Here is a 21,338-nt window from a genome sequence, read left to right as displayed (position 1 = left end):
CTCATCTGGCTCATAGGCGGCTCGGATCAGGTGGTCAGGCGTATTTCAGCACATTTGAAAACTTGTTCGGAGATTCCTTAAGTGGGCGCGTGTGGACGCTGATCAATGCCATGCACGAAAGCTACGGCTTGCGTGTCCGGCTGTTTGAAATAAGCAGCCACCCCAGAACCTGCGTAGACGGGATTGCCATGGTCTTTGCTGACCTGGAACTGCGATTTCAAATCTACAACGCTGAGAACGGCCTTAACACCGAAGAGCAATTGATGGAATTAACCCGCGGGTTATTTCGCATGGAAACGCTCAATGCTCATGTGGACACAGTGATTGCGCAACGTATTGCTCATATCAGTGCGCAACCCGTGTCTGCCGTGCAGCGTTTACAGCGGCTGATCGATGCGGTGAGCCCGAATTTCGCTGAAAGTCCTTTGAGTGAAATGTCGGCGCAAGAGTGTCAAGGCATTGCCTATCGGTTGGGCACTCCTGAAGCGCTTGAGTTGGCGGAAATACTCAGCCCTCGCTGGCTGCGTAATCACCTTGCGCTCATCGATCAGTTGCAGGTGCAGATGTATTACCAGGTGCACTTGGCGCAAGCCTTGGGGTTGCCATCAAGGCCGTACAGCATGATTTTTGAGAACGTGGCCCGTGTAACCCCAGCAGAGCTCGAAGCAGGCAAGCGCTATGTCATTGACCAAGAAACCCCCGATGCCTTGAAGGCATCGTTGATTGCACGAGACTACTGGCAAAATTTTTTACGTTTTAAATACCCGGACGCCTTCATTCGATCCGATGAGGTTCAAGACGAACGTATGGGCGCACTGTTCGCCGCACGCGAGTCGATGTCAGATCACGACTACGTGGCGCAAGTGGAGGCGGTTGTTACTGAGCGCGAGCACGCCAGACTGGAGTTGGTGACACGCCTGACCGAGGAAGAGATCACGGAGAATCCGCAATTCAAGGTGGTTCTGCAGCCTGCCCCGGAATGAGGGTCTGAGGCTGGCTCCAGGTCATTCACACCCCTGGAGCCAGTACAGAATCAGCGCCGCCGGAAAAGAGGCTGAGGTTCGTCAGCGGACGCTTGATAGGTGACGCTAAAGTCTTTCAGGCCTTGCAGTGCTTCATAGGGGTCTTTATCGGCCCGTATGGCGAATGCATCGAAGCCACAGCGGTGCAGGTAGAAAAGCTGATCACGTAACACATCCCCGATGGCTCGCAATTCACCTGTATAACCATAGCGATCGCGCAGCAAGCGAGCATTGGAGTAGCTGCGGCCATCGGTGAAGGCAGGGAAGTTCAGGGCAATGACCTGAAAGCTGTCCACGTCTTCGCCGATTTCTTCTGCCTCTTCGTCGCTGTCCAGCCACACGCCCAAACCGCCATCACGGGCTTTAAGTGCATGAGCATGCTCGCGCCACAGGGCCAGCGGCACGATCAGATCATCGCAGTTGGGGATGCCATCGAAACTCGCGTCCTTGGGCAGCAAGTGCCAGGTTTCGTCGATAACTTCGTTGTTCTTAATGATTCGCTGCATAGACGCGCTCCTTGAAGGGATCGATGCCAATACGTTGATAGGTGTCGATGAAGCGCTCGTCTTCGGTCCGTTTTTCAACGTAGACGTCGATCAGCTTTTCAATTACATCCGGCATGTCGTCCTGAGCGAACGAAGGGCCGAGGATTTTACCCAGGCTGGCATCACGGCTGGCACTGCCCCCCAGCGACACCTGATAAAACTCGGCGCCTTTTTTATCAACACCCAGGATGCCGATGTGGCCGACGTGGTGGTGACCACAGGCGTTCATGCAACCTGAGATGTTGAGGTCCAGCTCACCGATGTCGAACAGGTAGTCCAGGTCCTCAAAGCGGCGCTGGATGGATTCGGCAATCGGGATGGATTTGGCGTTGGCCAGCGAGCAGAAATCGCCGCCGGGGCAGCAAATCATGTCGGTCAGCAGGCCGATATTCGGTGTGGCAAAACCGTGCTCGCGCAACTCGCCCCACATGGTGAACAACTGGCGCTCTTCGACATCGGCCAGAATGATGTTTTGTTCGTGAGAGGTGCGCAGTTGGCCGAAGCTGTAGCGGTCGGCCATGTCAGCAATGGCGTCCCACTGCTTGTCAGTCACATCACCCGGCGCAACGCCAGTAGGTTTGAGCGACAGCGTGACAGCCACATAACCCGGCTTTTTATGGGCGAGGGTATTGCGGGTACGCCAGCGGGCAAAACCGGGATGCTGCTTGTCGAGTTCAGCCAGTTCGGCGCTGAAATCTGGCAAATCTTTGTAGTCCGGGTCGACGAAATGCTTGGCGATACGGTGAACTTCGGCTTCGGTCAGCGTGGTCGAGCCACCCCGCAGGTGCACCATTTCGGCCTCGACGCGTTGCGCAAAGACTTCAGGGGTGAGGGCTTTGACCAGAATCTTGATGCGCGCCTTGTACTTGTTGTCCCGACGGCCATAGCGGTTGTAAACCCGCAGGATGGACTCAAGGTAGCTCAGCAAGTCTTGCCACGGTAAAAATTCATTAATGAATGCGCCTACCACCGGGGTACGGCCCAAGCCGCCACCAACCAGTACACGGAAGCCCAGTTCACCGGCTTCATTGAACACGGGCTCAAGGCCGATATCGTGTACTTCAATGGCGGCGCGGTCAGAGGCTGACCCATTGATTGCGATCTTGAACTTGCGCGGCAAGTAGGCGAATTCCGGGTGGAAAGTCGTCCACTGACGCACGATTTCACACCACGGGCGGGAGTCGATCAACTCGTCGGCGGCAACGCCGGCAAACTGGTCGGTGGTCACGTTACGCAGGCAGTTGCCGCTGGTCTGGATGGCGTGCATCTGCACAGTGGCCAGTTCTTCCAGAATATCCGGCACGTCTTCCAGCGCAGGCCAGTTGAACTGCACGTTCTGGCGGGTACTGATGTGGGCATAGCCCTTGTCGTAGTCCCGGGCAATCTTGGCCATCATCCGCGCCTGGCGCGAAGTCAGTTGGCCATAGGGCACTGCAACCCGCAGCATCGGGGCAAAACGCTGAACATACAGGCCATTTTGCAGGCGCAGGGGGCGGAATTCTTCTTCGCTCAGCTCACCTGCCAGGTAGCGTCGGGTCTGATCACGGAACTGCTTGACGCGGTCCTCAATGATCCGCTGATCGTACTCGTCATATACGTACATATAGGTCCTGTTCTCAGGCTGCTAACAGCTTATCTGCGCGCACGGCCGCGCACTCCCCACGGAGCGAGGAACGATACCAGTTTGTAGTTATGCGCAAAAGTGCTGTTTAAGCATATGGAAAGAACCAAAAAGACTATAAGAGGCTGATTCTCAATCACTTACTTGTCTTGTGGGGATTGCTGGACTTAACTGACAGGACGTCTTCAAGCATTCACCCATAAAACTGAAAAAAGGCGATGCGATGAGCACTCCAGTCAAGGCACGTAAAAGTGATAGCAAGGTTGATGCATGGGCCATTCTTTTCATGATCATTTTGGTGGTGGGCACTGCGGTGTTTTGGGTGAGCCACCAATAATTAAAGCTTCGCGCGCAGGTAACTGACGTTGTGGCTTTTCTGGCCGCACTGAAACAGCAGCGTTAGCCAGATGCCTGATGGTATTGTGCCAGTTATGATGAGGCTCAATTTCCTGGGACAGGTGTCAATGCTCAAAGCTTTCAGTCAATGCCTGATCATCCTGACCCTGCCATTTTCCATGGCGGTGCAGGGCGCCAACGTGCTGTTTATCAACCCCGGTCTTGCGGATGAGACCTTTTGGGTCAGTTATTCTGACTTTATGCAAGCGGCAGCCAACAGCCTGGGCATGCAGCTTGAGGTCCAATACGCACAGCGATCCCCACAAAAAGCCATCGAGCAAGCGCGGGCAGCTTTACAAGGCCCCCACAGGCCCGATTACCTGGTCTTCGTTAATGAACAATACGTTGCCCCGCAAATCTTGCGCCTGTCCCACGGCAGCGGCGTGAAGCTGTTCATGGTCAACAATGGTCTGACCCAGGAGCAGGCCCAGTTAATGGAAACAGATGGCGCCCGCTATTCAGGCTGGCTTGGCAGCATGGTGACCAATGATGAAGAGGGCGGTTATCTGATGCTGAGCGAGCTGATTCGTCAGCATGGGCCTATAGCGCCGGGTCAAACGGTGGACCTGCTGGCTTTTTCAGGGGTCAAAAACACCCCGGCTTCCCGTTGGCGGGAAAAGGGCATGCAGCGGGCGCTGAATGAACATCCTCACGTGCGCTTGCGACAGATGGTGTATGGCGAGTGGAACGAGCAGCGCGCGTATGAGCAGGCTCAACAGTTGTTCAAACGCTACCCCGACACGGCGCTGGTGTGGAGCGCCAATGATGAAATGGCGTTCGGGGCCATGCGGGCAGCTGAAGAAACAGGGCGCAAACCCGGTCGTGACCTGCTGTTCAGCGCAGTCAATAACTCAATACCTGCGCTGCAGGCACGTATCGACGGGCGATTGAGTGTGCTGGTTGCCGGGCACTTTACGCTCGGGGGGTGGGCAATGGTCTTGCTCAATGACGCCTCCAAAGGGGTTGATTTCACCCGGTTTGGCGGTCGGGACCGGCAGGTGCCGTTACTGCGATTGCTCGATGCCAAGCAAGCCACGACCCTGCTGAACATTACCCGCAGTCGCCATTATGATTTGCCGTTCACGGCATTCTCGGCCCAAGGCAAGCCGCCGTCTTATCAGTACCCGTTTACCCTCGACACCTTGCTTCAGTTGCCCTGAACCCCGGCAATCATCAGCACCAGTTTGACGATCCCGAAAAGTGTCAGTGCGAACACGCCGGTGAACAGCAAACCCAGTAGCAGGAACTGACCGGGTTTGCCCTGGGTGAAATCGCGGGCCCTGTTTTTCGAGCTTTGCACACCAAAAGCGGCAGCCATCACGCTGTGCAGTACTTGCCAAAAGGAAGGCGGCTTTTGCGGATCGTTCATAAGCACCTCAAGCACCAGAGTGGAAGGTCACTGTCTTGAGGATAGTCAACGCTCAGCAGGTGAGGGCGCGATACGTATGTGGTGCAGCAGCGCTCAGGTACTCAGCCGCGGTGCTGCCACTGTATAAAGTGGCAACACCGGGAACAACGGGAGGTTTTTTCAGCGTTAGTTGTCGTAACCCAGGTTCGGCGCCAACCAGCGTTCCGTAACGGCCAGGTCCTGACCTTTACGCGCGGTGTAACTGTCGATCTGGTCTTTGTCGACCTTGCCCACGGCGAAGTATTGCGCCTGCGGGTGTGCGAAGTACCAGCCGCTGACAGCCGCAGCCGGGAACATGGCGTAGTGCTCAGTCAGGAACACGCCGCTTTTGCCCGCCCGCATTTCTTCGGCTTCAGGATCAAGCAATTTGAACAACGTGGCCTTTTCCGTGTGATCCGGGCAAGCCGGGTAGCCAGGGGCAGGGCGGATACCGCTGTATTGCTCTTTGATCAGCGCGTCGTTGCTCAGTTCTTCGTCCTTGGCATACCCCCAGTAATTCGTGCGTACCTGCTGGTGCAACCATTCGGCGCATGCTTCGGCCAGACGGTCGGCCAAGGCCTTGACCATGATTGAGTTGTAGTCGTCGCCAGCGTCCTGATAAGCCTTGGCCACTTCTTCTGCGCCAATCCCCGCCGTGGTGATAAAGCCGCCCACGTAATCGGTCACGCCACTGTCTTTAGGCGCCACAAAGTCGGCCAAGGAGAAGTTGGGCTTGCCATCGGTCTTGATGATTTGCTGGCGCAAGTGGTGCAGTGTGGCCAATGGCTGGCCGTTTTCGTCATACAACTCCAGGTCATCATCGTTTACCTGATTGGCCGGCCAGAAGCCGAAGACGGCACGGGCGCTGATGAGTTTTTCATCGATCAGTTTCTTGAGCATTTCCTGAGCATCGGCGTACAGCGCGGTGGCGGCTTCGCCCACGACCTCGTCTGTCAGAATGCGCGGGAATTTACCTGCCAGATCCCAGGAAATGAAGAACGGTGTCCAGTCGATGTATTCGGCAAGCACCTTGAGGTCGATGTTGTCCAATACCTTGGCGCCGGTAAACGTCGGTTTCACCGGCTGGTATCCGGCCCAGTCGAACGGCGGCTTTTTGGCTATGGACGCGGCATAGCTCAGGCGCTCGGTGCGCGCACTGCGGTTGGCGGTGCGCTCGCGGACCTCGATGTACTCGTCGCGGGTCTTGCTGACGAAGCCGGCTTTCAGTTCTTTGGACAGCAACTGCGTGGCCACACCCACGGCACGGGAGGCGTCGGTGACATAAATCACGGCGTCGTTCTGGTACTTGGGTTCGATCTTGACCGCAGTGTGCGCCTTGGAGGTGGTCGCGCCGCCGATCATCAGGGGCAAGTGGAAGTCCTGACGTTGCATTTCACGCGCGACGTGGACCATTTCATCCAGCGACGGTGTGATCAGGCCGGACAAACCGATGATGTCGCACTTTTGCTCTTTGGCCACTTGCAGGATTTTCTCGGCAGGCACCATCACGCCGAGGTCGACGATGTCATAGCCGTTGCAGCCCAGCACCACGCCGACGATGTTCTTGCCAATGTCGTGCACATCACCCTTGACGGTGGCCATCAGGATCTTGCCCTTGGCTTCCGGTTTGTCGCCTTTCTCCAGTTCAATGAACGGGATCAGGTGCGCCACGGCCTGTTTCATGACGCGGGCAGACTTGACCACCTGCGGCAGGAACATTTTGCCTGCACCGAACAGGTCGCCAACGATGTTCATGCCCGACATCAGCGGGCCTTCGATGACCTCAATCGGACGCTTGAATGACAGGCGCGACTCTTCGGTGTCCTCGACAATGTGGGTGGTGATGCCTTTAACCAATGCATGCTCAAGCCGCTTGTTGACGTCCCAGCCGCGCCACTCTTCGGTTTCGGCTTCTTTGACACTGCCGTCGCCTTTGTACTTGTCCGCGATTGCCAGCAGGTTGTCGGTGGCGTCAGGGGTGCGGTTGAGCACGACGTCTTCAACGGCGTCACGCAGTTCGGTCGGGATCTGGTCGTAGATTTCCAGTTGCCCGGCATTGACGATGCCCATGGTCAGGCCCGCCCGAATGGCGTACAGCAGGAACACCGAATGGATCGCCTCGCGTACCGGGTTGTTGCCGCGGAACGAGAAGGACACGTTCGACACGCCCCCCGACGTCAGGGCATACGGCAGTTCGTCACGGATGTAGGCGCAGGCGTTGATGAAGTCCACTGCGTAGTTGTTGTGCTCTTCAATGCCGGTGGCCACGGCGAAGATGTTCGGGTCGAAGATGATGTCTTCCGGCGGGAAGCCAACATCATTCACCAGAATGTCGTAGGAGCGTTTGCAGATTTCTTTCTTGCGCGCTTCGGTGTCGGCCTGGCCGGCTTCGTCGAACGCCATCACCACCACCGCTGCGCCATAGCGCTTACACAGTTTGGCGTGGTGAATAAACTGCTCGACGCCTTCTTTCATGCTGATCGAGTTGACGATGCCTTTGCCCTGAATGCACTTGAGCCCTGCTTCGATGACCTCCCATTTGGAAGAGTCAATCATGATCGGCACGCGGGAGATGTCCGGTTCGCCAGCGATGAGGTTGAGGAAGGTCACCATGGCCTTCTTCGAATCCAGCATGCCTTCGTCCATGTTGATGTCGATGATTTGCGCACCGGCTTCAACTTGTTGCAGGGCCACTTCCAGGGCTTCGGTGTAGTTGTCTTCACGGATCAGCCGGGCAAAGCGCGCCGAACCGGTGATGTTGGTGCGTTCGCCTACGTTGACGAACAGCGAGCTGCGGTCAATGGTAAACGGCTCAAGGCCTGACAGTCGGCACGCCTTGGGAATGTCGGGGATCTGGCGCGGTGCATAACCGGCCACTGCCTTGGCGATGGCCTCGATATGGCCCGGCGTGGTGCCGCAGCAGCCGCCGACAATGTTCAAAAAGCCGCTTTGGGCGAACTCTTCAATCACCTTGGCCGTCTGCGCGGGCAGTTCGTCGTATTCCCCGAACTCATTCGGCAGACCGGCGTTAGGGTGTGCCGAGACGTAGGTGCTGGCTTTGTTCGACAGCTCTTCAAGGTACGGGCGCAACTCGCTGGCACCCAGCGCGCAGTTCAAGCCCACCGAAATCGGCTTGGCGTGACTCACCGAGTTCCAGAAGGCTTCGGTGGTCTGGCCAGACAGGGTACGGCCGGAGGCGTCGGTAATGGTGCCGGAAATCATGATCGGCAACTCGATGCCCAGCGTTTCGAACACGCCTTGCACGGCAAAGATTGCTGCCTTGGCGTTAAGCGTGTCGAAAATGGTCTCGATCAGGATCAGGTCCGCGCCACCCTCGATCAGGCCCTTGGTGGCCTCGGTGTAGTTTTCGACCAATTCATCGAAGGTCACGTTGCGGTAGCCGGGGTTGTTGACATCTGGCGACAACGAGCAAGTACGGCTGGTCGGGCCCAACACGCCCGCCACGAAACGCGGTTTGTCCGGCGTTTCAAGCGTTTTGGCATCGGCCACCTTGCGCGCCAGCCGAGCACCTTCTACGTTGAGTTCGTAGGCAAGTGCCTGCATGCCGTAGTCAGCCTGGGAGACTTGAGTGGCGTTGAAGGTGTTGGTTTCGAGAATGTCGGCACCGGCATCCAGGTACGCTTTCTCAATCGAACCGATGACATCCGGGCGAGTGATGACCAGCAGGTCGTTATTGCCCTTTACGTCACTCGGCCAGTCGGCAAAGCGTGTGCCACGATAGTCGTGTTCCTCTAGACGGTAGCTTTGGATCATAGTGCCCATGCCGCCATCGAGAATCAGAATGCGCTCTTTGAGGGCGTGCTGAAGTGCTTGGAGACGAGCGCTGCGGTCAGACATAGGACTACCTGTTAGAGCCATGCAAAAGATGGCAAAGCATAACAAACCTGCGTGGGATTTGATCGTTCGCCATTTTTCATGAATTTCATTCATGTTGAGGCGAGTCTTCGACGGGTAGAATCGCGACAATTTTTAATATCAGGACAATGGCACATGTTTTTTCGCCTACTCACCGGCGCCGTGACGCTGGTGGTGTGCAGTACAGCGTTGGGCCAAACCCCGCTCGTTAGCCCGGCTATTTCATACACCCGGGATATCCAGCCGATCCTTACCGAAAAGTGCGTCGCTTGCCACGCCTGTAACGATGCGGCCTGCCAGCTCAACCTGGGGAGCGCGGAGGGCGCAACCCGGGGGGCGAGCAAAGTACCTGTCTATCAGGGTGATCGGACCACTGCTGTGGCGCCAACACGGATTTTCTACGACGCCAAGGGCCCGCAAGAGTGGCGCAACAAAGGTTTTTACTCCGTGCTGGACGCCCAGGGCGCACAAGCGGCACTCATGGCGCGCATGCTGGAACTGGGCCACAGCGCTCCGTTGACGCCAAACGCCAAACTCCCTGAAGAGATCGTGTTGGGGCTCAACCGTGAAAACAGTTGCCCGGCACCCGGCGAGTTCAACAATTACGCGCAAAAACATCCCAAGGAAGGCATGCCGTTAGCCGTCACTGGCCTGACCGATCAGCAATACATAACGGTGCAGACCTGGTTGGCGCAGGGCGCGCCGGTCGATCAACATGCCATTCAGCCGACGGCAATTGAAGCCACTCAGATCGCTGAATGGGAAGAGTTGCTCAATCGCCCGGGCTCCACCGAAGCCCTGGTCGCTCGCTGGTTGTATGAGCATTTGTTCCTGGCCCATGCCTATTTCGACAACGGCGTGCCGGGGCATTACTTCCAGTGGGTGCGTTCGCGCACGCCAAGCGGGCAGCCGATTGACCTGATCGCTACGCGGCGCCCCAACGACGACCCGGGCACCACTTTTTATTACCGGATCATGCCGGTCCAGGGGGTGATCGTTCACAAAACACACATCACCTACCCTATGGGGCAGCGCAAGCTGGAGCGGGTCAAACAACTGTTTTACAGCGGTGACTGGCATGCGGCCAAGCTACCGGGGTATGGGCCACGAGGGCGTGCCAACCCGTTCGAGACCTTTGAAGCCATCCCTGCCGTCGCCCGTTACCAGTTCATGCTGGATAACGCCGAATACTTTGTGCGCACCTTTATTCGCGGGCCTGTCTGCCGCGGCCAGATTGCCACGGACGTGATTCGCGACAACTTCTGGGCCGTGTTCCAGGAACCTGCCCGTGATCGCTACGTGACTGACGCCGTTTACCGCGGCAAAGCCACGCCGTTGCTGGCGATGCCAGGTCAGATCGACGACGTGGGCAGCATCATCTCGCTGTGGCACAACTACCGCGACAAACGTAACGAGTATGAAGAGTTGCGCCAAAGTGCATACGCTGAAATGCCGCCGCCTAGCTGGTCGACCTTGTGGGCAGGAAATGACAACGCGCTGCTGACCATCTTCCGTCACTTCGACAGTGCCAGTGTCAGCAAAGGGTTGATCGGTGAAGTCCCGCAGACCTTGTGGCTTTTCGACTACCCGCTACTGGAACGCACCTACTATCAACTGGCGGTCAACTTTGATGTGTTCGGTAGCGTCTCGCACCAGGCGCAGACGCGCCTGTACTTTGACCTGATCCGTAACGGCGCTGAGGTTAACTTCCTGCGTCTGATGCCAGCTGATTCGCGTGCGGCCATTTTGGGCGACTGGTATCAGAACAGTGGCAAGCTCAAGATGTGGATGGATTATCGCAAGATCGACACCGGCACTGCGACGGGCATGAAGCTCGACCCGGCAGACCCGAAACGCGATTTTGCCCTCAAGCTGATTGAGCGCACCGGAACCCTCAATGCACGGCCTGACCCGATTAACCGTTGTTCGGGAGCCTACTGTTCGCGGCCCAACATTGCACAGGCCTTCCAGTATGCGGAGCAATCGCTCAGCCGCCTGACGTCGCGTCCCGCAGCCGGGTTGCCCGTTATCAATCGACTGCCCGAAGCCAGTATGCTGCGCATCGAAAGTGCTGATGGCGCGCGTGAGATGTACAGCCTGTTGCGCAATCGCGCGCACACCAATGTGGCGTTTATGCTGGGTGAGGAATATCGTCTGCAGCCTGGGCTGGACACGCTGACGATCTACCCGGGTGTGCTTAGCAGTTATCCGAACTTCATGTTCAACATCCCGGCCGGTGAGGTTGAGGCGTTTGTCGTTGCGATGGAGAAAAGCCAGGATCAAGCCTCGTTTGATGCCATCGTCCAGCGCTGGGGGATTCGCCGCAGTCATCCGCAATTTTGGGCGTACTTTCATGACATCGGCGAATACATCAACGAAACCGATCCGGTAGAGGCCGGCGTGCTGGACATGAACCGCTACGAGAACCTGTAAGGGTCATTTGTTTCACCCACATGGGGTGTGGCTTTCCTGACAAAAATACTAGGACTTTGTCAGGCGCGCCGATTGGCGTAAACTGCGCCCCATGTCTGCGAGGAGATTCCATGAGCGCCATAACGATTACCGACGCCGCCCACGATTACCTGGCTGATCTGCTGTCCAAGCAGAACACCACGGGTATCGGCATCCGCGTCTTCATCACCCAACCGGGTACGCAATACGCTGAAACCTGCATTGCGTATTGCAAGCCAGACGAAGTCAAACCTGAAGATACCGCCCTGGGCCTGAAAAGCTTCACCGCCTGGATCGATTCGGTCAGCGAGCCGTTTCTTGAAGACGCCGTGGTGGACTACGCGACCGATCGCATGGGCGGCCAACTGACCATCAAGGCGCCCAACGCCAAAGTGCCCATGGTCAACGCTGACAGCCCGATCAACGAGCGCATCAATTACTACCTGCAAACCGAGATCAATCCCGGCCTGGCCAGTCACGGCGGTCAGGTCAGCCTGATTGAAGTGGTTGAAGACGGTATTGCGGTCCTCAAGTTCGGCGGCGGTTGTCAGGGATGCGGCCAGGCCGACGTGACGCTGCGCGAAGGTATCGAACGCACGTTGCTGGAGCGTATTCCCGAGCTCAAGGGTGTGCGTGACGTGACCGATCACTCGCAGAAAGAAAACGCCTACTACTGAGTTAACAGTCGCAAGGTGTTCGCTGCGAGCAGCATAAAAAACGGTGCCCCGTGAGCACCGTTTTTTTATGCCTGTGTTTTACGCGGGCGACTGTCAGGGGCGATACACGTGCGCGTGCCCAGCCCGGTAAAGCGAAGACTCGCTGAAGCTGTCGTTGGCCAGCACACGACCGACCAGAATCAATGCCGTGCGCCTGAACCCTTTGGCCTGAACCCGCTGCACAATGTCAGCGAGGGTGCCGGTGACTGCATCTTGATCAGGCCAACTGGCACGGTGGATCACCGCAATCGGGCAGTCACTGCCGTAATGTGGGGTCAACTCGGCCACGATGCTGTCCAGGTTTTTAACCCCCAGGTGAATGGCCATGGTTGCTTTATGGCTGGCCAGACTCGCCAGCTCTTCGCCAGCAGGCATCACGGTTTTTTCCGCGTATCGGGTCAGAATCACCGTCTGCGAGATGTCTGGCAACGTCAGTTCGGCTTCCAGCAGAGCGGCGCAGGCGGCGGTCGCCGTGACCCCTGGGATGATTTCAAACGCAATGCCCAGCGCCCGCAGGCAGCGGATTTGCTCGCCGATTGCGCCATACAGGCTGGGGTCGCCTGAATGCACGCGGGCCACGTCCTGGCCTTGAGCGTCGGCAGCGGTGATGTGCGCGATGATTTGTTCCAGATGCAATTGGGCGCTATTAATCACCCGTTCGGCCTGATGGCCTTCCAGCACTGCGGCGGGCACCAGTGAACCGGCATAAATGATCACCGGACAGCTGCGGATCAAGCGCTGGCCTTTGACCGTGATCAGCTCTGGATCGCCGGGGCCGGCCCCGATGAAATAAACAGTCATGGCAGTCTCTTGAACGATACAAAACAGAGCGCCGCTTGAACAACGCTCATAGTGAGGCGGTGGAGTATCGCCTGATTACAGCCCGGTCGCTAACGCAAACGTCGCGTTATCAGAGGTTTGGCGAGTGACCCGCAGCGTCGCGCGTTGACCGGTCACTCGCTCGCAGAGGGCCAGTGCAGCACTTTCAGCCACCCCAAAACAGCCCGTGTGGGCGTACGAGACCGGTGACTGGTGACTGAGCCGGGGGGCAAACACGGCAAGCTGCTGTGCACTGAATACCTCGAAGGGCAGTTTCAACTGCTGCGCCAACTGGATCAGGCCGGGCTCGTCCCGTTTTGAATCAATACTGGCCAAGGCCCGTATTGCACTGAGCGCGATCCCGGCATGGTTCAGAGACTCATTCATGAGCGTCAACAGTTCTTCAGCACTGCAGCCGCGCCGACAGCCCAGCCCGGCCACGAGGGTTTGCGGGGTGGGCGGCGGCGTCATGCAGCGTACTGGCCATCAGTCTTGCGCCGGAACAACCACGCGCTGATAACCCCCAGCGCCAGCCAAAAGGCAGCGTTGGTCAATTGCGAAGCCACCTTGAACTGCGTTTCAAGTGCTTGCGGTGCCAGGCTGGCGTGGACCAGCGGCTGTGGCGCGCCCATGACATGAGGCATGACCAGAATCACCACCCCAAGCACTTTTAGCGCCCAGTGCCTGCCAAATACCACGAGTGCAATCGCAACGGCTGTCGAGGCGGCGGTACTGACCCACCAGATCTGGCGTTGCAGCAAATCAGCCGCAGCCGTGCCGGGTAGTTCCGGCGGCAGTCCCAGTGTCGGGGCGAGACAAAATGTGGCATACCCAGCCAGCCCCCACAGCACCCCTTGAGAGGTACGGGTCGGCGTTCGCAGTGTGTAGAGGCCTGCGAGCATCAACGCGAATCCCACGGCGACCACCAAATTGGCACCGGTGGTCGACACCAGGCGCTGCCAGCCATCCTCGGGTTCCCAGGCTTCAGCGGCATGGGTGTGGCCGGGCAGGGCGGAGTCAGCGTGTTCATGCGTGTGACCCGCAGCAGGCGTCTCGAAGGTTTCTGCTTCAAGGATCAGTGGCGCCACCCAAAAGCTTTGCAACAGCGTCAATAACAGGGCAGCCAGCAAACCGGTAAAACCGGCGGTTTGAATGATGCGCTTCATCATGGGCTCGCCTCTCAATGGCACGGGAAGGCAGCGCTGTGACGCGTGTCGTGTGCGGCATTGTGCACCGCGTCAATATGGGAAAAGCCCGCAAAGTAAACGAGAAACGCCCCAAGCACGGTTGCGCCGACAGCCGCTACGATACGCTGGCTGTGAGTGGCGGTGGTGGCTGCGGATTGTGTACGGCTGGTGCTGACTGACATGGCGCTTCCCTCTGGTGAGCAGCGGGCGAAAAAGCGCAAGAAAACCCCGCGAACGGTGCTCGCAGGGTTTAACAGCGCCCGCCCACCGCGGGTTTGTTATTCGATATGAGCAGGCCGGTCTCCGGGCTCACAAGGGGTTCAAGTCATCTGAACCTGCGAACATCACCTTCCCATGCATGAGCACAGTGGCTTCGATGTTCCGCTTGTTTACCGTTGCGGGGGCAGCACCGGACTGATCAAGGCGATGAACGCCTGACGCACCGGTTTCCCGTTTCACCCTGTGAAGGGCACCTGATACAAGATGTGTAGGAGAGCATGACAGCGGTGGACGCGTCAATTCACGTCTCAGGCAAGAAGGCTCTTGACCTTGTCGCGCAACTGATCGATCGAAAAGGGCTTGGCGATCACCGAGGTGTTGCCCACGGTATCTATGCTCTCGGCATAGCCGCTGGCGAACAGAATTGGCAATGAGGGGCGTAATGTCTGCGCCTGTTTAGCCAGTTCTCGGCCATCCATCCCCGGAAGTCCGACATCGGTCATCAGCAGATCAATGACTTGCTTCGCATCGCCTATATAGGTCAGTGCACATTCACTGCCATCAGCTTCCAGTACATTGAATTCGAGTTCTTCCAGCACATCCACAATCAGCATGCGAACAATGGCATCGTCTTCAACAACGAGGATGGTGGAGGGTGTTGCAGACATAGTGGGTATCCCGAAAAAATGTGAATGCGGGTGAAGGCCAAAAAGCATCGGCTTGCACTATCAGTAAGCTGCAACCGCGCACAAGTTCCCGTCGTTGTACGAAAAACTCCTTCGTGCAAGGTGTGCAAGGATAGCTGTATGTAGCTTTTCAGTGCAGCTCTTTGTACGAATATGTACTTATTTGAGGAAGAAAATAGATTGTTTGCTCGGTAATCCGGCAAACTTACGGTTTTTTACACTGTTCACGGGCCAGAAAAATGAATGCACCTGCATCGGTTGATGAGCAAAGCTTTCGCAAACTCCTGAGTCGCAACGTCGGTTTGCCCTTGGGTGTCGGCGTGCTCAGCGCCGTCTTGTTTGTGGTGATGATCAGCTATCTGCTGTCGGTCATACAGTGGTTGCAGCACACCGATCGCGTTATCAATAACGCGAACGAGGCGATCAAGCTCACCGTTGACCTTGAAACCGGCATGCGCGGCTACCTGATTACTGGCGACGAGCATTTTCTGGACCCGTACGAAGTCGCCAGGCCCCAAGTCCTTGCACAACTGCGGGGTTTGCAGGAGCTGGTCAGCGACAACCCGCAGCAGGTGGACCGCCTCAAACGTCTTGAAGCGCTGCAAAATGACTGGAGTCAGTACGCTCAAGCGATGATAGACCTGCGCCGCAGTAATGGTGATTACCGGGGCGCAGTGCAGTCTGGGCGCGGCAAGCGTCTGACCGATCAGGTGCGCAAGGAATTCGACGAATTCATTGCCATGGAGCAACAGCTGCGTGTCGACCGCAATGATGACGTGAGCCGCACAACGTTTCTGGTCATCGGCCTGTACTTGCTTTTCGTATTGGGTCTGAGCGGCTTCCTGGCGTATATCGGGCGTCGTGACCTGGTCAATCTGTCAAAAAGCTACAGCGATACCCTCGAAGCGCAGGTCAGGAGTGCGCAACGCCTTGAGCAGCAGGCCTGGCTGCGCAACGGGCAGACCGAGCTTGCAGAACAGGTGTTGGGGCGTCTGACCCTTAACATGCTGGGTCGCAACATTTTGCAATTCTGCGCTCAGTACTTGGGCTCAGTGGTCGCAGCAGTTTACGTGCGTGAAGACCATGGCGGCCTCAAGCGTGTGGCCAGTTATGGTTTTTCCCGCGAGCACGAGTTGCAGGATCAACTCATTCACAACGACGAAGGGATTGTGGGCCAGGCGGCGCAGCAAGATAAATTGATTCGTCTGGACAATGTCCCCGAGGGTTACTTCAAGGTCAGTTCCGGGCTCGGCGAAGGCAGCCCACGCAGCGTGCTGGTCGTGCCTACCAGTGACGATGACCGGGTCAATGGCGTGATCGAGCTGGGCTTTTTGCGGCCGTTGACTGAGCGCGACATCGAGTTGTTCGAGTTGATTGCCGACAACATTGGCACCTCGATTGAAGCGGCACGCTACCGTCAGCGCTTGCAAGAAGTGCTGGCTGAAACCCAGCAACTCAATGAAGAGTTGCAGGTGCAGCAAGAAGAACTCAAAACCGCGAATGAAGAGCTGGAAGAGCAGTCGCGCATCCTCAAGGAATCTCAGACGCACTTGGAAACCCAGCAAGCCGAACTGGAGCAGACCAACGAGCAGTTAGCCGATCAGGCATTGGCACTCGCAGCCCAGCGCGACGCAATGGACCAGAAAAACACCGAGTTGAATCATGCTCAGGTGCAATTGGAGGAGCGTGCCGAAGAGTTGCAGCGCTCCAGCAAGTACAAGTCCGAGTTCCTGGCCAACATGTCGCACGAGCTGCGCACACCGCTCAATAGCTCGCTGATTCTGGCCAAATTGCTGTCGGAAAATCCGCATGAAAACCTGACCGCCGAACAAGTGAAATTTGCCGAGTCGATCTACTCGGCGGGCAATGACTTGCTCAACTTGATTAACGACATTCTGGATATTTCGAAGGTCGAAGCCGGCAAGCTCGAAGTGCGCCCTGAAAACACCAGCGTCCCGCGTTTGGTGGACGGTCTGCGAAGCATGTTCCAACCGCTGGCCGGGGAAAAGGCGCTGGATTTCCAGGTCGAACTGCAACCCGGTACCCCGCAGATGATCTTCACAGACCGTCAGCGACTGGAGCAGATTCTGAAAAACCTGCTGTCCAATGCGATCAAGTTCACCGAAAAAGGCCAAGTGAGCCTTACGGTGTCGCGTCAACCGAGCGAAGGCATTGCCTTCACCGTGCGTGATTCCGGGATCGGCATTGCGGCCGAGCAGCAGGAAAGCATTTTTGAAGCGTTCCGCCAGGCCGACGGCACCACCAACCGCCGCTATGGCGGAACGGGGTTGGGGCTGTCCATTTCCCGCGATCTGGCCAACTTGCTGGGAGGCTCCATCAGCGTGACCAGCGAACCGGGGCAGGGCAGTATTTTCACGCTGACTCTGCCTGAACAGTTTGTTGAGCACGATGAGCCGTATGCACCCGCCCTGGTGGCCGAGCCGGTCAAAACCCTGACTGCCGTGACGCCCCCCGTCGCGCCACCCGTGGCAAGCGTCCCGAACGTCGAAATTCCGCGCTTTATGGATGATCGCGAAAAGGCACCCTTCACCACGCGTTGCATTCTGGTGATTGAAGATGAGCCAAATTTTGCGCGCATCCTCTTCGATCTGGCGCATGAGTTGGGCTATCAGTGCCTGGTGGCCCATGGTGCCGACGAAGGCTTCAGCCTCGCAGCCGAGTTCATCCCTGATGCGATCCTGCTCGACATGCGCTTGCCCGACCACTCCGGCCTGACGGTGTTGCAACGCCTCAAGGAGCAGGCGTCTACCCGGCACATTCCGGTGCACGTGATTTCAGTCGAGGACCGGGTCGAAGCGGCCATGCACATGGGGGCCGTGGGGTATGCCGTCAAGCCCACCACCCGCGAAGAGCTCAAAGACGTATTCGCACGCCTTGAAGCCAAGCTCACGCAGAAAGTTAAACGGGTGTTGCTGGTAGAGGACGACGATTTACAACGCGACAGCATTGCTCGCCTGATCGGCGACGATGACATCGAGATCACCGCAGTAGGGTATGCACAGGAAGCGCTGGATTTGCTGCGCTCGAACATTTACGACTGCATGATCATCGACCTCAAGTTACCGGACATGCTCGGCGGTGATCTGCTCAAGCGCATGTCCACCGAAGATATTTGTTCGTTCCCGCCGGTCATTGTGTACACCGGGCGTAACCTGACCCGTGATGAAGAGGCCGAGCTGCGCAAATACTCGCGCTCGATCATCATCAAGGGTGCCCGCTCGCCCGAGCGTCTGCTTGATGAAGTGACTTTATTTCTGCACAAAGTCGAATCCCAGTTGTCCCATGAACGCCAGACAATGCTCAAGACCGCGCGCAGCCGCGACAAAGTGTTTGAAGGGCGCAAAATTTTGCTGGTCGACGACGATGTCCGAAATATCTTTGCACTCACCAGTGCACTGGAGCATAAGGGCGCCATTGTGATCATCGGCCGAAATGGCCGTGAGGCGATTGAGCGCTTGAATGAAGTGGAGGACATCGATCTGGTGCTCATGGACGTCATGATGCCCGAGATGGATGGTTACGAAGCCACTGTTGAAATTCGCAAAAACCCGCGCTGGCGCAAGCTGCCGATCATTGCTGTCACGGCCAAGGCCATGAAAGACGATCAGGAACGCTGCCTGCAAGCCGGGTCCAATGACTACCTGGCCAAGCCGATTGACCTGGATCGCCTGTTTTCGCTGATTCGTGTCTGGTTGCCCAAAATGGAACGTATTTAAGTGCCGCGAAACACCGATATTGAAATACGTCTGCTGATTGAAGCGATCTATCTCAAATACAGCTATGACTTTCGTGATTACTCCGGCGCTTCGGTCAAGCGCCGGGTGCATCACGCCATGCGCCAATTCGATTGCAATACCATCTCGGCGTTGCAGGAACGGGTGCTGTACGACCCCACCGCGTTCATGCAGTTATTGCAGTACATGACGATCCCGGTCAGTGAAATGTTTCGTGACCCCGAGCATTTTTTGGCGATCCGTCAGGAAGTGGTGCCGATCCTCAGAACCTACCCTTCACTGAAAATCTGGATCGCGGGGTGCAGCACGGGCGAAGAGGTTTACTCCATGGCCATCCTGCTGCGCGAAGAGGGGCTGCTTGATCGCACGATCATCTATGCCACCGATATCAACCCGCGTTCGCTGGAAAAGGCCAAACAGGGGATTTTCTCCCTGGAAAACATTCGGGGCTACACCGACAACTACCATAAGGCCGGTGGCCAGCGTGACTTTTCAACGTATTACACGGCAGCGTATGACTACGCGATTTTCGACAAGAGCCTGCGCGAGAACGTGACGTTCGCTGACCACAGCCTGGCGACCGACAGCGTATTCTCGGAAACTCACTTGATTTCGTGCCGTAACGTGCTGATTTATTTCAATAAAAATTTGCAAAATCGGGCATTCGGGTTGTTTCACGAATCGCTGTGCCATCGCGGCTTTTTGATGCTGGGCAGCAAAGAGACGCTGGACTTCTCCGACTACAGCAAGCAATTCACCCCCGTGCTCAAGCAAGAGCGGATTTACCGCAAGCTATGATGAACGAGCCGGTTGAGTACGTTGGGCTGCCGCCGGTTGACGCCGTCGTGGTGGGCGCATCGGCGGGGGGTGTCGAAGCCTTATTGACGATTTTTGCGGGTTTAAAGCCGGGCTTTCGTTTGCCGATCATTGTGGTGCTGCACTTGCCGGACGAGCGCCGTAGCCAGTTGGCTGACGTGTTTGCACGTCGTTTGGCAATCAAGGTCAAAGAAGCGGCCGACAAGGACACGATTGAACCTGGCACGCTCTATTTTGCGTCGCCCGGCTATCACCTGTCAGTTGAGCACGATTACAGTTTTTCGTTGAGTCAGGAAGCACGCGTGCACTATTCGCGGCCTTCCATTGATTATTTGTTTGAGTCCGCGGCAGACGTGTATCAACAGCGTCTGGCTGCGATTTTACTGACTGGCGCCAATCAGGACGGTGCTCAGGGTATTGCCACGGTCAAGCAGTCGGGCGGTTTGACCATCATTCAAGACCCTGAAGAAGCCTTGGTTTCTACCATGCCGCAAGCGGCTTTGGATCGCATGAAACCGGACTACATCCTCCCTTTGCGCGGCATCGGCCGTCTGCTTGTCGAGCTGGAACGAATCGAATGCTAGTAAGTGATATTCAAGCCAAGCTGCTGATCGTCGATGATCTGCCAGAAAACCTGTTGGCACTGGAAGCGTTGATCAAGCGTGAAGACCGCACGGTCTATAAGGCCTTGTCCGCTGACGAAGCGCTTTCGTTGCTGCTGCAACATGAGTTTGCGCTGGCCATTCTGGACGTGCAGATGCCTGGCATGAACGGCTTTGAGCTGGCTGAAATGATGCGCGGTACCGAGAAGACTAAAAACATCCCGATTGTTTTTGTCAGCGCCGCAGGGCGTGAAATGAATTACGCCTTTAAGGGCTATGAAAGCGGCGCAGTGGATTTCTTGCACAAGCCGCTGGATATTCACGCGGTCAAGAGCAAGGTCAATGTGTTCGTTGATCTGTATCGGCAGCGAAAAGCGGTCAAGCAGCAAGTTGAAGCCCTTGAGCAAAATCGTCGGGAACAGGAAGTCCTGTTGGCACAGTTGCAGGTCACGCAAGGCGAACTTGAACACGCTGTGCGCATGCGCGACGACTTTATGTCCATCGTCTCCCATGAAGTGCGAACGCCTCTGAACGGGCTGATCCTGGAAACCCAGTTGCGCAAGATGCACCTGGCCCGCGATAACGCAGCGGCGTTCACTCTGGACAAGATGCAGGCCATGGTGGAGCGCGATGAGCGCCAGATCCAGAGCTTGATTCGCCTGATTGAAGACATGCTCGACGTGTCGCGCATTCGCACCGGCAAATTGTCGATCCGCCCAAGCCAGTTCGATTTGTCGCGTCTGGTGAATACGCTGGTGGAAACCTTTGCGCCTCAAATCAGCGCGGCCCAGTCGAGTGTTAATCTTCGTGTCGACTGTCCGGTCGTCGGTCTTTGGGATGAGTTCCGGATTGAGCAGGTCGTGTCGAATCTGCTGACCAATGCGTTGCGCTATGGGGCCAAGAGCCCGATTGATGTTTCAGTTTATGTCGAAGGCCAAAACGCTATCGTGGAAGTCCGCGATCAGGGCATTGGCATCAGCGAAGAGAACCAGCAACGCATCTTTCAGCAGTTTGAGCGGGTTTCAGCCAAGCACGCAGTGGCTGGGCTGGGGCTTGGGTTGTTCATCTCTGAGCAGATTGTGGCGGCCCATGGCGGCAAAATCACCGTACAAAGTGCCTTGGGTGAGGGTGCTGTATTCCGGGTCAGCCTGCCATTGGCGCAAAACGCGTAAATTAGCCGCAACCTATGGCCGACCCCATGGTCGTATTGGCAGCATTTGCAGCAATTAAGGTTTCCCCC

Annotated in this window: 17 protein-coding genes and 1 riboswitch; of the genes, 8 read left to right on the top strand and 9 right to left on the bottom strand. The window is 56.9% G+C overall.

The genetic code is table 11. The annotated features are described in order from the left end of the window. On the top strand, positions 1 to 983 hold a 983-nt coding region (locus CJF39_RS17270), incomplete at its 5' end, for an NEL domain-containing protein (RefSeq protein ID WP_249275388.1). Positions 984 to 1,033: 50 nt separating this feature from the next. Here CJF39_RS17270 and CJF39_RS17265 read toward each other — a convergent pair. After that, on the bottom strand, positions 1,034 to 1,528 hold the full coding sequence (locus CJF39_RS17265; RefSeq protein ID WP_094994523.1) for a DUF934 domain-containing protein: 495 nt from the start codon (positions 1,526 to 1,528) through the stop codon (positions 1,034 to 1,036). Beyond that, the gene (locus tag CJF39_RS17260) at positions 1,512 to 3,170 is read right to left on the bottom strand and encodes a nitrite/sulfite reductase (RefSeq protein WP_094994522.1); all 1,659 of its coding nucleotides are present in this window, start codon (positions 3,168 to 3,170) and stop codon (positions 1,512 to 1,514) included. The genes CJF39_RS17265 and CJF39_RS17260 overlap by 17 nt, the downstream gene beginning before the upstream one ends. A gap of 482 nt (positions 3,171 to 3,652) precedes the next feature. On the opposite strand from CJF39_RS17260, the gene CJF39_RS17255 reads away from it, so the two are divergent. Then, complete coding sequence (locus CJF39_RS17255) at positions 3,653 to 4,744, top strand: ABC transporter substrate-binding protein (protein ID WP_094994521.1); 1,092 nt, start codon at positions 3,653 to 3,655, stop codon at positions 4,742 to 4,744. On the opposite strand, the gene CJF39_RS17250 is transcribed toward CJF39_RS17255, so the two are convergent. After that, entirely contained in the window at positions 4,732 to 4,953 is a 222-nt protein-coding gene (locus CJF39_RS17250; RefSeq protein ID WP_094994520.1) for a DUF2970 domain-containing protein, read from the bottom strand. The two genes, CJF39_RS17255 and CJF39_RS17250, sit on opposite strands and share 13 nt — an antisense overlap. A gap of 165 nt (positions 4,954 to 5,118) precedes the next feature. Then, a complete protein-coding gene (gene metH / locus CJF39_RS17245; protein ID WP_094994519.1) occupies positions 5,119 to 8,829 on the bottom strand; it encodes a methionine synthase in 3,711 nt (1,236 codons plus the stop codon). Positions 8,830 to 8,982: 153 nt separating this feature from the next. Here metH and CJF39_RS17240 point away from each other — a divergent pair, with 153 nt between their 5' ends. Together CJF39_RS17240 and nfuA are read left to right on the top strand one after the other, a co-directional pair. Continuing rightward, positions 8,983 to 11,280: a fatty acid cis/trans isomerase gene (locus CJF39_RS17240; protein ID WP_094994518.1), complete on the top strand. Its 2,298-nt coding sequence runs from the start codon at positions 8,983 to 8,985 to the stop codon at positions 11,278 to 11,280. Between the two features lie 110 nt (positions 11,281 to 11,390). Then, on the top strand, positions 11,391 to 11,975 hold the full coding sequence (gene nfuA / locus CJF39_RS17235; protein ID WP_094994517.1) for a Fe-S biogenesis protein NfuA: 585 nt from the start codon (positions 11,391 to 11,393) through the stop codon (positions 11,973 to 11,975). A 93-nt stretch (positions 11,976 to 12,068) separates the two neighbouring features. Here the strand turns inward: nfuA and cobM are convergent, their stop codons facing one another. From cobM to CJF39_RS17210, 5 genes are all read right to left on the bottom strand, one after another. Further along, on the bottom strand, positions 12,069 to 12,815 hold the full coding sequence (gene cobM, locus CJF39_RS17230; protein WP_094994516.1) for a precorrin-4 C(11)-methyltransferase: 747 nt from the start codon (positions 12,813 to 12,815) through the stop codon (positions 12,069 to 12,071). Positions 12,816 to 12,890: 75 nt separating this feature from the next. Beyond that, positions 12,891 to 13,304 (bottom strand): cobalamin biosynthesis protein, encoded by a 414-nt coding sequence (locus CJF39_RS17225; protein ID WP_094994515.1) that lies wholly within the window; start codon positions 13,302 to 13,304, stop codon positions 12,891 to 12,893. Continuing rightward, complete coding sequence (locus CJF39_RS17220; protein WP_094994514.1) at positions 13,301 to 14,002, bottom strand: CbtA family protein; 702 nt, start codon at positions 14,000 to 14,002, stop codon at positions 13,301 to 13,303. Before CJF39_RS17220 ends, CJF39_RS17225 begins: the two co-directional genes overlap by 4 nt. A gap of 11 nt (positions 14,003 to 14,013) precedes the next feature. Then, positions 14,014 to 14,202: a CbtB domain-containing protein gene (locus tag CJF39_RS17215; protein WP_094994513.1), complete on the bottom strand. Its 189-nt coding sequence runs from the start codon at positions 14,200 to 14,202 to the stop codon at positions 14,014 to 14,016. A gap of 95 nt (positions 14,203 to 14,297) precedes the next feature. Continuing rightward, positions 14,298 to 14,512, bottom strand: a riboswitch (cobalamin riboswitch). Between the two features lie 35 nt (positions 14,513 to 14,547). After that, positions 14,548 to 14,907 carry a response regulator gene (locus tag CJF39_RS17210; protein WP_094994512.1) on the bottom strand — a complete coding sequence of 120 codons (360 nt, stop codon included), beginning with the start codon at positions 14,905 to 14,907 and terminating at the stop codon, positions 14,548 to 14,550. A 257-nt stretch (positions 14,908 to 15,164) separates the two neighbouring features. Here CJF39_RS17210 and CJF39_RS17205 point away from each other — a divergent pair, with 257 nt between their 5' ends. The 4 genes from CJF39_RS17205 to CJF39_RS17190 are packed head-to-tail and all read left to right on the top strand — an operon-like array spanning position 15,165 to position 21,270. After that, the gene (locus CJF39_RS17205) at positions 15,165 to 18,662 is read left to right on the top strand and encodes a response regulator (protein WP_094994511.1); all 3,498 of its coding nucleotides are present in this window, start codon (positions 15,165 to 15,167) and stop codon (positions 18,660 to 18,662) included. Beyond that, positions 18,663 to 19,478, top strand: coding sequence for a CheR family methyltransferase (locus CJF39_RS17200; RefSeq protein WP_094994510.1), 816 nt, complete (start codon positions 18,663 to 18,665; stop codon positions 19,476 to 19,478). Then, positions 19,478 to 20,080, top strand: coding sequence for a chemotaxis protein CheB (locus CJF39_RS17195; RefSeq protein ID WP_094994509.1), 603 nt, complete (start codon positions 19,478 to 19,480; stop codon positions 20,078 to 20,080). The genes CJF39_RS17200 and CJF39_RS17195 overlap by 1 nt, the downstream gene beginning before the upstream one ends. Further along, positions 20,074 to 21,270, top strand: coding sequence for a hybrid sensor histidine kinase/response regulator (locus CJF39_RS17190; RefSeq protein WP_094994508.1), 1,197 nt, complete (start codon positions 20,074 to 20,076; stop codon positions 21,268 to 21,270). Before CJF39_RS17195 ends, CJF39_RS17190 begins: the two co-directional genes overlap by 7 nt. Positions 21,271 to 21,338 lie beyond the last annotated feature (68 nt).

Origin of the sequence: Pseudomonas lundensis (genome assembly GCF_002269125.1) — a bacterium.
GTDB classification, from domain to species: domain Bacteria; phylum Pseudomonadota; class Gammaproteobacteria; order Pseudomonadales; family Pseudomonadaceae; genus Aquipseudomonas; species Aquipseudomonas lundensis_A.
The sequence above is the reverse complement of the archived record's forward strand: the minus strand, read 5'-3'. Positions and strand labels throughout refer to the sequence as shown.